Below are 12,738 nucleotides of genomic sequence, written 5' to 3' on the forward strand. Positions count from 1 at the left end.
GAATTCAATGACACCAATTTATGTACTAAGTACAAAACTAAATTTACTGCCTTCACCAATTTCACTATCAACCCATATTTTCCCGCCTTGAGCCTCGATAAACTCTTTGCTAATGGCAAGTCCTAATCCTGTTCCGGTTTTATTGCTTCCCGGAATTTGAAAATATCTAGTAAATATTTTATCTCTGTATCTTGATTCTATTCCTCTTCCAAAATCCTGTACTGAAAAAGTAACCTTATCAATGTCTTTTTTCACTTCTATTACAACACGACTTTTTTCCTGTGAATATCGGATAGCATTCGTCAAAAAATTGATCAAAACCCATGCTGTTTTCTCTGCATCTGCTTTTACTAATGGCAGATCAGAATCCATTTTTACTTCGAGCCCGCCCTCCTTTTGATCAGCCTGAACTTTTACTGCGTCCAAAGCATATTGTAGAATTTGAGACGAATCGCTTTGCTGTATGGTTAGTTGAACATTGCCTGTTTCTACCTGACTAAGGTTAAGTAATTCACTTGTTATTTTCAACAAACGGTTACTGTCATCTTTTATACTTTCAATAAGTTGTTTTTGTCCATCATTAAGTGAGCCTGTGTTAATATTTTCCAGGAGTTGCACACTGGCCTTAATTGTAGAAATAGGTGTTTTTAGTTCATGAGAAATTGTCGCAATGAAATTAGTTTTAGCATAATCCAGTTCTTTGAATGAAGTAACATTTTTCAAAACAATAAAATGACCAATTTGTTTTGGCTCCTTTTCACCGGTTGGAGCTATAGAAATAGGTATAACTTCTTTTTCAAAATAACTTTCCTTATTATCAGCATAAATTTTAATCGGCTTTTTATCTTGTTTGTCACTGATAACTAAACCCTGAACAAGTAAGCGCATCAGGTCATTTGTTACAGCAACATCCTGCGCAAATTTACCTGCCAAGTCTTCCTTTTTCATTCCCAAAATTTTAAGCGCTGCACCGTTCACAAACAAAATCAATTTCTCTTCATCAAGACCTATTACCGGATCGTGCTGATTATCTATCAATGTTTCAATCCTTTTTTCTCGAATAAAAGTTTAGCCAGATTACTGTTATTATATTCTTCCAATTTCTTAGCCATTATATTAAAGGCTTGTGCCAGTTCCCCAAATTCATTATGGCCTTCAAAATTTACTCTTTCAGAATATTTTTTGGCTGCAATTTGTTTAATACTTTCTGTTAATTCTTTAATTGGATTTGCGATATTCCCCGGCAAATTGACGAGGAGAACGAAAGCAATAATAAAACAAAACGTACCTGTTAAAGCAATCCACCATGTTGCCTCAGAAGCAGTTTGTTTTGCAACATCGCTTTTCCGTTGTATCGCCTGCATGTTCAACAGCATAATATCTGCCAGATCTTTTCGGATGGAAATGTAAAGCAAACTATCTTTAGGAGCAATCAGTAACTTATCAAAATCAACAGACAATTTTTCTGTCAATTCCTTTTCACCAATTTCTGTTACGTTACTTTTTTGTTTAGTAAGATTTTCAGAAAATTTAATGCGACTTTTAGTGTCAGTAATATCTTCATCTAATGCAATCAACATATTGCGGGAGTATTCAAGTGTCTTGTAATTAGCAACCAATATATTCTGTGTGTCCCTATTTAAAGCATTTATGTACACAGTACCAATCACAGCAAGCATTATGATGAAGAGAAATAATAACCCAACTCCTAAAGTCAACTTTGTTTTTATTCTCATGATAGTATGATTAAATCAATTTCCAGTTTATTCAGTTTTTTTAATAACTCATTGAAAGTATTAGTAGCCATAATAATTGTGAACAGATTAAAGTGTGGCTTCCCTATACAAATTGTTGTTATTCCCCTTTCTTCTGCTACCTCAGCAATGGACTTTGCAATATTCGAACTTTGCTTTTTAATTATTTCTGCACCTAACTCTGTTGCAAGTTTATAATTATTTATCAAATGCCTCTGTTTGTCAAGTGCAATTTTATCAGAGCTTTCTTCAGGTGTCTCTACAAAAAGTACATACCATTTACAATTATAATAATTTGCAAGACGTGCCGTCTTCCTGATTATTTCTTTAGCAATTGTTTCATTACTGCTTATGCAAGCTAAAAATCGTTCCTGACGTAAAGCTAAATTTCTGGGTAATTCTGTTTCAATTTTTCTTTCAACTTGTGATGCTACTTCTTTCAATGCCATTTCTCTTAACTGCAATATATGCTCCGCTTTGAAAAAATTCTTTAATGCGGTCTCAATCTTTTCAGCATGATATATCTTCCCTTCTTTTAATCGGGTAATTAACTCATCGGCAGTAAGATCAATATTTACGACTTCATCAGCTAGCGCAATTACTTTATCCGGAACTCTTTCCATTACTTCTATTCCGGTAATTTTCCTTACTTCTTCATTCAGACTTTCAATGTGCTGGATGTTTAAAGCACTAATAACATTAATTCCTGCATTCAAAATATCCATTACATCCTGCCAGCGCTTTTCATTTTTACTACCTTCAATGTTAGTATGAGCAAGTTCATCAACTATTACAACTTCCGGACGCAGACTGATGACAGCCTGTACATCCATTTCTTCCAGTTCTTTTCCTTTATAAAAAATCGTTCTCCTTGGAATCAATGGTAATCCCGCTAAAAGCTCATGCGTTTCTTTTCTGTTATGGGTTTCAACGTAACCAATCTTAACATCAATGCCATTTTGCAATAAAGCACGCGCTTCCTGTAACATCCGGTACGTTTTACCTACTCCGGCGCTCATGCCGATGTAAATTTTAAACTTACCCCGCCTTGACTTTTGTATCAGGTCAAGAAAATCTTGCGCTGATTTTCTGCTCTCTTCCATTGATCATAATTTAAAACAGGCAGAGAACCTATGCCGGTCTTTAGCCGGAATTAGATTCTCCACAATTTTTTATTAAAATGAAATTGCTATGGATGTAGTGAAGAAATAATTTTGCTTCGAAGGTTTATTGTCCATTGTAAATATTTCATCTTTACTATTAAGTCCTCGTCCTTCTATTCTCCACAATACATTATCACTAACAGCATAATCCAGATTTAATGAATACCCCATTGTCTGAAAACCATTTTGCGTTCCTGTTGCAATGATAACACCTTTTTCATCTGTATAATATTCTGCTCTTGCAGCTATCCGAACTTTTGATGTTGGTTTATATTGCATGATTAATACCGGAGAATACCAGTTGTTATATTCACTCTTTTTAGCATTCTGCTGCATACCGATATCAAAACCTGCAGTGATTCCAAATTTCTCCGTCAGTTGAAACTGACCATAAAAATTATTAAAGATGCGCATTTGCTTTACACTATCCGGTTGTTCATTCCCTGCGAATGTACTCCAATTGAATGTAACTTTCGAATTCGGTTTATAAGTAAGCTGGGTTCCAAAAGCTGGTGTCTGATTTCCGGGTATACGTTGTACACGTTGCCATCCATTCAAATACATTGCTGCTAAATACAACTTTTCATTCCCGGAAGTAAAACTAATTCTAACTCCTGATTCATAATAGGGTGAATTTTCAGCTAAAATACTTCTTGTCAAATTCCAACAGTCTTTTCCAATTGCACTTTCAAAACCAATATGAGATGGTAAAATTCCGGCATCAATCCACATGTTCTTCTTTTTGGAAATTTTAAATCCTACGTTGGCTTCAAAAATATTTTTCAATAAATTTTGCTCTCCCGCCAGATTATACTGTGGATATGTCCCTGCCATCAAACCAAAGTTCCCTCTAACATCATCGGTTGAATAATTCGCTTTTACGAGTCCCAGGTTTAAATTAACTTCATTGTGTCTGTTGAATGAATAAAAGAATGCCGGACGCTCGTGATTTTCCGGATTTCCAATATCATAACTGTAATATGCTTCCACGTAACCTGATATTGTAAGCGGATCTGCTTTCGTTGTATCCTGAGCATCCACTCCGGATAATATTGAAATAAAAGCACTAAGTAGTATTGTTGTTTTCATTGTGGTCATTTTATCTAAGATTGTCTAATTCTAAATTAAGTTTTAATACGTTTATTTTTTCTGTTCCGAATAATCCCAATAATGGTTTTTGTGTATTTTCTGAAATGAGTTTTTGAATATTTTCTTCTGAAATATTTCTGACCATTGCAATTCTTTTCACTTGCACCTTTGCTGCCTGCACTGAAATATTCGGATCTAATCCACTTCCACTGGCTGTGACCAGGTCAGAAGGAATTTGTGATTTTTCAATTCCCGGATTGTGAACCAGAAATGTATCAATCCTTGACTGAACTTCTGCAAGATAATCCGGATTACTTGGTCCCTTGTTACTTCCGCCGCTGCCTGCCGCATTGTATCCAACAGCCGAAGGTCTGGAGTAAAAATATTTATCGTCAGTAAATGACTGACCGATATTAGCGTAGTATTTTTTATCGCCCTGAATAATAATTTCTCCTTTTCCGTTGTTCGGAGCGAATTGCGCAACACCATAAACTGCCAGAGTATAGATGCCCATAAAAAACACAAGCGAAACCAGTGTAAGTCTTATTGCTGGTAGTATATTTGTTTTCATAATGAATTTTTTTTAGATGAATACTGAAACTATAAGGTCTATTGCTTTTATTCCAATAAATGGTATTAATACACCTCCTAAACCATAAATCAAAAGGTTCCTGCGAAGTAGTGCACTCGCACCAATCGGTTTGTATGCTACACCTTTTAAAGCTAAAGGGATAAGAAGCGGAATGATGATGGCATTAAAAACTACTGCAGAAAGTATTGCACTTTCCGGAGAATGCAAATTCATAATGTTCAATCCTTGCAAAGCCGGAATTGCAACAATGAAAAGTGCAGGAATGATGGCAAAATATTTTGCAACATCATTTGCAATACTAAAGGTCGTAAGTGTACCACGTGTCATCAGCAACTGTTTGCCGATTTCAACGATCTCTATCAATTTAGTTGGATCATTATCCAGATCAACCATATTACCTGCTTCTTTTGCCGCCTGTGTTCCGCTATTCATTGCAACACCAACATCAGCTTGTGCCAGTGCAGGGGCATCGTTAGTTCCATCACCCATCATTGCAACTAATCTTCCTTCCGATTGTTCTTTCTTGATGTAATTCATTTTATCTTCGGGTTTAGCCTCTGCAATAAAATCATCAACTCCTGCTTTCTCTGCAATGAATTTTGCCGTTAAAGGATTATCACCTGTAACCATAACGGTTTTTATTCCCATTTTGCGAAGACGATCAAATCGTTCTCTTATGCCCGGTTTGATAATATCCTGCAATTCAATGACACCAATTATTTTTTCATTTTCAGAAACTACCAATGGTGTTCCGCCATTGCCTGAGATCGCTATAACTCTTTCGGATACCTCTGAAGGATAACTATTCCCTGCTTTTTCACTCAGATTTCTGATCGCATCTGACGCACCTTTTCTGATTCGTGTACTTTCAAAATCAATTCCTGAACTACGTGTTTCAGCAGTAAATTTTATGAACTTTGGATTACTGATATTGTAATCAGATGAACTTACTCCAGCCAGTTCAATGATTGATTTCCCTTCCGGTGTCTGATCACTCATCGAACTCAATACAACACATTTTGTAAAATGCTTTTCGTCGATTCCATTAGCACGATAAAAATGGGTAGCCTTACGATTACCAATCGTTATTGTTCCTGTTTTGTCAAGTAACAAAACATCAATATCACCTGCTGTTTCAACTGCTTTTCCTGATTTGGTAATTACATTTGCTCTCAATGCTCTATCCATTCCTGCAATTCCTATTGCGGAAAGCAAACCTCCTATGGTTGTCGGGATCAGACAAACAAACAATGAAATAAATGCCGCAATTGTTATAGGCGTATTTGCGTAGTCTGCAAATGGCTTCAGTGTAACGGTAACAATAATGAAAACAAGAGTAAATCCTGCAAGCAGAATGGTCAAAGCAATTTCATTCGGAGTTTTTTGCCGACTTGCGCCTTCTACCAATGCAATCATTTTATCTAAAAAACTTTCACCTTGTTCAGTAGTAACTTTTACTGTGATTTTATCCGATAAAACTTTTGTTCCACCGGTTACTGAACTTTTATCACCGCCTGCTTCACGAATTACCGGAGCCGATTCTCCTGTAATAGCACTCTCGTCTATGGTTGCCAACCCTTCAACAATTTCACCATCTGCCGGAATAATGTCTCCTGTTTCGCAAATAAAAACATCTCCTTTTTTCAATTGAGAGGAAGAAATTAATTCTCCGCTTTTTAATTTTGCAGGTGTTTCTTCTCTGGTTTTTCGTAAGCTGTCGGCTTGTGCTTTACCGCGGGCCTCAGCTATTGCTTCTGCGAAGTTGGCAAAAAGCAATGTGAGTAATAATACAATAAACACAACAAAGTTGTAAGCAAAACTGCCTTGTGTTTGTTCGCCGGATAAAATCCATAAGCACACAATGAACATTACAGCTGTTCCAATCTCCACCGTAAACATTACGGGATTACGAAACATTATTTTTGGATTCAGTTTCACAAAAGACTGTTTCAATGCTTCCTGCATTAAGTCTTTTTGAAACAAGGATGTATTTTTAGTCATCTTCTTTAATTTTATAATCATTAATACAATGAGAAGTGCTCAGCGATCGGCCCTAATGTAAGCGCAGGGAAAAATGCAAGTGCAGCCACAATAGCAATCACCGCAAACACCATCAGGCCAAAAGTTGGAGTGTCTGTTTTTAACGTACCATTACTTTCCGGAATATATTTTTTACTTGCTAAAATTCCTGCAATTGCAACGGGTCCAATTATCGGCAGGTATCGTGCAAACAACATCACTATTCCGCATGCTATATTCCAAAACGGAGTGTTGTCGCCTAATCCCTCAAAGCCGCTGCCATTGTTTGCGCTTGCGGAACTGAATTCATATAACATTTCACTGAAGCCATGATTGCCGGGATTGGCTAACCAGCCTGAATATTCTGTTGGATTTCCTGCGTATAAGAAACTGGAAATAGCGGTTCCTGCAAGAATCAACAAAGGATGTAACAATGCTATTACCATTGCTATTTTCATTTCTTTAGCCTCTATTTTTTTCCCAAGAAATTCAGGAGTTCTTCCTACCATTAATCCGCTGATGAAAACCGCGAGTATAATAAATATGTAAAAATTCAGAAAGCCTACTCCTACACCGCCATAAAAGGAATTGATCATCATTCCTAACATAGTGAACATTCCGGTGAGCGGTGTCATACTATCATGCATGGCATTTACAGAACCATTAGAAGTACATGTTGTATTGATTGCCCAATAAGCAGAAGCAGCAGAACCAAATCGAATTTCCTTTCCTTCCATACTACCATATGATTGATCAATTCCCATTTTAGTAATAGATGGATTGCCATTCATTTCATAAATTATAGAAGGAATAACAAGAATTAAAAAACCGATAGTCATTACACCAAAAATTGTCCATGCTAATTTTCTTCTTTTCAATACATATCCCATAGCAAAAATCATTGCAACAGGAATCAGTATGATTGAAATTGTTTCAACGATGTTTGTAAAGTAATTCGGGTTTTCAAATGGATGTGTAGAATTGGGTCCATAAAATCCACCACCATTTGTTCCAATTTGTTTTGGTGCAACAAAAGCAGCTACAGGCCCACGACTTACCTGAACTGTATCGCCTTGCAGAGTAACCATTGTGTCTTTTCCTTCAAACGTCATTGGTGTGCCGTTAAAGGCAAGAATGATTGCTACTACAAATGCGATTGGTAAGAGAATTCTTGTGCAGCTTCGTACAAAGAAACTGTAGAAATTGCCAAGAGTTGTTGCAGTTTTTTCTTTCATTGCAATAAAAACAACTGCGCAAATTGCAATACCGGTTCCTGCACTAATAAACTGCCATAACATTAAGATCAACTGTCCTAAATAAGAAAGGCCGGTTTCTCCTGAATAGTGCTGTAAGTTGGTATTGGTAACAAAACTCACTGATGTATTGAATGCAAGATCACCACTCATAGATGGATTAGCATCCGGATTTAGTGGCAGCCAACTCATATTTGTAAGTACAAACATTGAAATAATGAACCAAACAAGATTGATAGTAAGTAATGCTACCAGATGTTGCTTCCAGTTCATTTCTTTTGCCGGATCAATGCCACTTAGTTTAAAAAATAATTTATCTAATGGATCGAATATTCTATCAAGCCAGGTATTTTCATAATTGAAAATTTTGCCGATGTAACGACCTAATGGAATAGCCAGTGAAATGACCACTCCGTACATAAGGATTACTCCAAGTATTTCTGTATTCATGGTATTAAAATTTTTCAGGTTTAAGCAGTACGTAGCACATATAGACGAAAACTGCAATTGCGATAATGAATAATGCTGTCATAGTGATTAGATTTTTTCAAAGAAATTAATTGCCTTGTAGAATAGGAGAAATCCTAAAATTCCGGTTGCGGTTAAAATTGATGTGAGCATTTTAGTTTTTGTAAAGGTTAATTTAGTTAGGCCTACGGTCGAGATTTGTATCATATAGCCTAATGATTCTCATCATGAACTCAAGAATTACATGATATTATCTCTAACTGCAATAATGGATTAATTGGTAAATAATCGGTAAACCACTCCGGTTAGAATGATGCTTCCGTAAAATGCGACGAAGACGTGCCATGAGTTCACATTTTTGGCTATCCATCTTTTCTGTGAGTATTTCATTTGACTTATTTTTCGCCACCTATACCAAAATACTATCCATAATTTCCAGATTCTTTCAACCCACTGAAACATAGTTCATTGTTTGAAAACGTGACTTTCGATCACAAAAAAACCCTTTCGTTTTGAAAGGGTTTGCACTATCGTTTCGCTATGTTATTAGCTGATCTTGTAATCTTCTAATTTGCGGTAAAGTGTAGTTAAAGCAATATTTAAAAGTTTGGCCGTTTCTGTTTTGTTTCCATTGGTATAATTCAAGACCTTTTGAATATGAATTTTCTCGGCACTTGCCAGATCAAATGCAGAAAGCTGTTTCCCATTATTAATAGATGTAGTTGTGTGAAATTCCGTTGGAAGAGATTCTACCAAAAGTTCGTTTGTCTCAGACAAAATTACACTGCGCTCAATTACGTTTTTTAGTTCTCTGATATTTCCATTCCAGGTGTGCTGTTTCAAAGCCTCCAAAAATTCTTTAGATATTTTTACTATTCGCTTATTCGTTTTTGCAGAAAATAATTGCAGAAAATGATTTGCTAAAAGTTCAATGTCTGCAACCCTTTCCCGAAGCGCCGGCAGTTGTATTTGAAAAACTGAAATTCGGTAAAACAAATCCTGTCTGAAATGGCCGGCATCTATTTCTTTTTGTAAATTTCTGTTTGTTGCTGCTATAATCCGAACATCAACTTTAGTTGTTTTACTTTCACCTACTTTTAGAAATTCGCCGGACTCTATAACCCTTAGCAACTTTGCCTGCAGGTCTAAAGCCATCTCTCCGATTTCATCCAGGAAAATTGTTCCATTATTAGCTTCTTCAAAAAGACCTTTCTGATCTTTAACTGCACCTGTAAATGCTCCCGCTTTATGTCCGAACATTTCACTTTCCAAAAGATCCTTACTGAACGCTGAACAGTTTATCGCTACAAAATTTTGTTTGTGTCTCTTACTCCCTTGGTGAATTGCTTGTGCAAAGAGCTCTTTTCCTGTTCCAGTATCGCCGGTCAGTAATACAGTAGTATCTGTTTGAGCAACTTTCTGCGCTAACTCTATTGCTTGAAAAATTGATCTTGATTTACCAAGAATTTTATCAAAAGAGTATTTAACTCCTAACTGTTTTTCAAGTTGATTTACCCGTTTAGCCAATTCAACTTTTTCAATAGCGCGATATATCAGTGGAATAATTTTTTCGTTATCGTCACCTTTTGTGATATAATCAAATGCTCCATTCTTTATTGCCTGCACTCCATCTGGTATATTTCCGTAAGCAGTGAGTAAAATTATTTCAATCAGTGGTTGCGACGACTTTATTCTGTTTATCAATTCCACACCATTACCATCAGGCAATTTGACATCACAGATCACAACATCTATTTCAAACTGCTCCAGAAGCTTCATAGCAGATCTACAATCTCCCGCTTCAGCCACATCGAAACCTTCGGATTTTATGATCCTGCCAAAGAGATTCCGAAGTTTTTCTTCGTCGTCAATGATTAGAATTTTGCCTTTATTCATCTGACAAAGATACAGGTTTGGGGTATAGCCAATTATATAAACTTTAAAAACTTTTCAGACTTATTACAAATTTAGCAAATATAAGGAGCGCAAATTTCAATGCCGTAATTCTTCTCCTTTGAAATTATCACTCAGATACTTTGCAACGATTGAATTAAAAAGCTCCGGATTGTCTTTTGTCACAGAATGTTTTTCTCCTGTAAGAATGCAAAGATTTCCTTTCTTAATATTTCTGTATATAAATAATGAGTGTTCTTCCGGAATCACATCTCTGTCTGTTGTCATAACTAACACCGGACATTTTATTTGTGCGAGGTCATTTTTTGAAATGTGCGGTTGAAATTCCATCATCCGGTTACGTTGTTGAATTATCTTCCAGTCTTTAGTTGTGTCTTTTTTGGCAAGCATTTGGTCAGCATTTCTTCTATCACTTTTTACTTCATCATAGCTGAATGGATAAAGTCCGATTGTATCCGGAGTTAAATTCGCAGCAAAAGCTACCCCTTTCTTAATTTTCTTCGGATAATCAATTGCAAGTAACAAAGTCAGAATTCCGCCATCACTTCTGCCAACGACATACGCTGAATCAATTTTCAAATGATCCAGTATTCCTGAAATATCTTTTGCCATTTGGGCATAGGTAAGACTATCATTTCCAAGTTCACTTTTCCCTCTCCCTCTGCAATCCGGAATAATAACTTTATACTTTTTGGAAAAGAATTCTATCTGCGGTTTCATGTAAGATATGTTTCCGCCATTTCCATGAATCAAAACCAGCGGCTCGCCTTCTCCGTAAACTTCGTAATAAAGTTTTGCTCCGTCGAGTGTAATGTAATTGCCGGCTTCATTGCTATTACCAATTGAAGTCGCATCAAAAACTTTTTGTGCAATGACAGAAAATGAAAATAATAAACAAGTGACGACTAGCATACAGTTTTTCATATGGTTGAATTTTTTTCGGTGAATATCTTCTTGCTAAACATGAAATTTAGAATCCCCAACAAATATTTGATTTAATACTCCCGGTAATCCCAAAATCATCCATTTAATCCCGGTATCCATTTAATCCCGGCATCAGTTGTTTACTCCCCAATAGGCTCCCACAATTCAATCTTATTACCTTCAGGATCCAGAATGTGAACGAACTTTCCATAGTCATATGTTTCGATTTTGTCGACGATTGTTACGTTTTCTTTTTTTAGTTCTTCGACCAAGGCTTCGAGATTGTCTACTCTATAGTTGATCATGAAGTCCTTTGTTGAAGGCTCAAAATATTTTGTTTTCTCCGGAAACGTATTCCACTGTGTTGTTCCTTTTTTTGTGCTGTCATCTTCATGGCGCCATTCAAAACTTGTTCCGTATGGAGTTGTATTAAAGCCAAGTTTTGATTTATACCATTCGTTTATTGCTTTCGGGTCTTTGCATTTGAAGAAAACACCGCCTATACCGGTTACTTTTTTCATTTGTGGTAGCGAAAGGTTTGTTATTGAATTTAGCGCAAATCCGATTGTGAAAGAGGATGCAAGAGCTAAAATCAGAAGCAGGGGTCGTTTAATTGATTTCATGCTTATAAAAGTAGTATTAAATTAAATACTATTAACAGAACAATTTATTTCAAGCAATTCAATTGTTTACTAATAATTTCAGTTAATAATCAAGCTACCATTAGCAACAATCCGCTTTTCATTCATGATCAGAAAGAAATAAATTCCGTCATTCATCTTCTCTCTGTCGATTTTTATTTCATTGCCTTTGACGTTCGAATACTCCCTAACTATTTGTCCTTGCATATTAAATATTTTCAGGATATTTATTTCATGTAGAGGATTTTCAAATGAAAGAATAGTTGATTCAGTGAATGGGTTTGGCGTCACTCTATAATTATTAATATTGTGGATTTCTTGTATTCCAACTGTATTATAGAAACAGTCGGTGAAGTTTGAACTCTGATATTTCAAAGTATCATTTTCTTTCAAGCAATTTAATTCCGGATAAACATCAATAAAACAAGAACCGGTCCCAACAAAGGTTAATCCGTTTAAACTTCCGACACCTTCTATCCAGGTATCCTGTCCAAAATTGGAGAGAAACATTCTTTTACGCAACTCTCCATTTAATAAACTAATTGTATCTACTGAGTCAACGATCATTTGTAAATTACACCCATTCAGGCTTGTTGTGAAAGTATCGCCTTGATTGAGTGAAAAATCATATGCAAGATATTCTCCATTTTCATAAAAGTAAATTCGCTTCGTAATAGTTTCTTCCCTCGCAGCGATCGGATATGAATACGCAAAACCCGCTGAATCCCGATTCACTATTAATTTTTTATATTGAAAGGTCCCTATTGTAGTGTCTGCACCAAAACTAAAAACCGTTGTTCCACACGGACCAAAATTTAAGCATGAAACAACATTCCAGACTTTGTTTGTGTCAACTAAAGTCTGAGCATTTGCTTTGATTGTAATTAATGCAACCAGGATGAGTAATAGTTTTTTCATTTT

Annotated in this window: 10 protein-coding genes and 1 pseudogene; all 11 read right to left on the reverse strand. The window is 35.9% G+C overall.

Annotated features, from left to right (window positions below; translation table 11 throughout):
- Positions 1-18 precede the first annotated feature (18 nt).
- The 11 genes and pseudogenes from IPL24_15855 to IPL24_15905 all read right to left on the reverse strand — a co-directional run bounded on the left by IPL24_15855 (position 19) and on the right by IPL24_15905 (position 12,735).
- Positions 19-1,736: pseudogene (locus IPL24_15855) on the reverse strand (HAMP domain-containing protein).
- Positions 1,733-2,857 carry a sensor protein KdpD gene (locus tag IPL24_15860; GenBank protein MBK8365079.1) on the reverse strand — a complete coding sequence of 375 codons (1,125 nt, stop codon included), beginning with the start codon at positions 2,855-2,857 and terminating at the stop codon, positions 1,733-1,735. The pseudogene IPL24_15855 and the gene IPL24_15860 overlap by 4 nt, the downstream one beginning before the upstream one ends.
- 72 nt (positions 2,858-2,929) lie before the next feature.
- Positions 2,930-4,006: a porin gene (locus IPL24_15865; GenBank protein ID MBK8365080.1), complete on the reverse strand. Its 1,077-nt coding sequence runs from the start codon at positions 4,004-4,006 to the stop codon at positions 2,930-2,932.
- Positions 4,007-4,016: 10 nt separating this feature from the next.
- Positions 4,017-4,577, reverse strand: a complete 561-nt coding sequence (locus IPL24_15870) for a K(+)-transporting ATPase subunit C (GenBank protein MBK8365081.1) — start codon at positions 4,575-4,577, stop codon at positions 4,017-4,019.
- 12 nt (positions 4,578-4,589) lie between these two features.
- Complete coding sequence (kdpB, locus tag IPL24_15875; protein MBK8365082.1) at positions 4,590-6,599, reverse strand: potassium-transporting ATPase subunit KdpB; 2,010 nt, start codon at positions 6,597-6,599, stop codon at positions 4,590-4,592.
- Positions 6,600-6,619: 20 nt separating this feature from the next.
- Positions 6,620-8,320 (reverse strand): potassium-transporting ATPase subunit KdpA, encoded by a 1,701-nt coding sequence (gene kdpA, locus IPL24_15880; GenBank protein MBK8365083.1) that lies wholly within the window; start codon positions 8,318-8,320, stop codon positions 6,620-6,622.
- Between the two features lie 4 nt (positions 8,321-8,324).
- Complete coding sequence (kdpF, locus tag IPL24_15885) at positions 8,325-8,402, reverse strand: K(+)-transporting ATPase subunit F (protein ID MBK8365084.1); 78 nt, start codon at positions 8,400-8,402, stop codon at positions 8,325-8,327.
- A gap of 482 nt (positions 8,403-8,884) precedes the next feature.
- Positions 8,885-10,234 carry a sigma-54-dependent Fis family transcriptional regulator gene (locus tag IPL24_15890; GenBank protein ID MBK8365085.1) on the reverse strand — a complete coding sequence of 450 codons (1,350 nt, stop codon included), beginning with the start codon at positions 10,232-10,234 and terminating at the stop codon, positions 8,885-8,887.
- Between the two features lie 96 nt (positions 10,235-10,330).
- Entirely contained in the window at positions 10,331-11,176 is an 846-nt protein-coding gene (locus tag IPL24_15895) for an alpha/beta hydrolase (protein ID MBK8365086.1), read from the reverse strand.
- A gap of 140 nt (positions 11,177-11,316) precedes the next feature.
- Positions 11,317-11,697: a VOC family protein gene (locus IPL24_15900; protein MBK8365087.1), complete on the reverse strand. Its 381-nt coding sequence runs from the start codon at positions 11,695-11,697 to the stop codon at positions 11,317-11,319.
- Between the two features lie 180 nt (positions 11,698-11,877).
- On the reverse strand, positions 11,878-12,735 hold the full coding sequence (locus IPL24_15905) for a T9SS type A sorting domain-containing protein (GenBank protein MBK8365088.1): 858 nt from the start codon (positions 12,733-12,735) through the stop codon (positions 11,878-11,880).
- Between the last annotated feature and the right edge of the window lie 3 nt (positions 12,736-12,738).

It is taken from the genome of Bacteroidota bacterium, assembly GCA_016711505.1.
GTDB lineage: Bacteria > Bacteroidota > Bacteroidia > AKYH767-A > 2013-40CM-41-45 > JADKIH01.